1 pseudogene is annotated in these 529 nt (G+C 70.9%); it reads right to left on the reverse strand.

The annotated features are described in order from the left end of the window. Window positions 1-529 (reverse strand): annotated as a pseudogene (locus AC08ON_RS11425) (helicase); the annotation flags it as partial.

The following is a 529-nucleotide window of genomic DNA, read 5'->3' on the forward strand; positions in this document are numbered from 1 at the left end:
CCCGCGCCGCCCGGCGGCACGCGCAGGGCGTCGGTGTAGAGGGGGTCCAGCCCGGTCACGTCGGCGACGAGACCGTCCGAGGTCTCCGTCGGAACCACCTTCACGCCCAGCTCGTCGAGGGTGTTCAGGACAAACCGGCGGACGTCGGCCTGGCTGCCGAGGGCTTCCCGCACGTCGTCCAGCACGCCCTGCACCTCGTCCAGGTCGACTCCGCTGTGGGCGTACTTCGTCAGCGTCCGGGACTCCCGCTTGGCGGCGCTGTGCCACTCGTCGGTCACCTCGTCGCCGGTCCGGACGACGTCGAGATCGAGGATGAGCTGCTCGCCGTCCCTGCGGCGCAGGACCAGCCCTTCGAGCATGGCGATGAGCAGGCTCTCGGCGTTGTCGGGAACCGGGACCGTCACCCCGGTGTCGCGGGCGATCCGGCGGTGCTTGCGCAGCAGGACGTCCAGCACGAGACCATCGATGCCGTTGTCCGCGCCGTACAGGGTGACCGCGCGGACGTACGACTTCCGCTGGCCGAACCGGT

This window comes from Frankia sp. CoWAU3 (assembly GCF_977971855.1).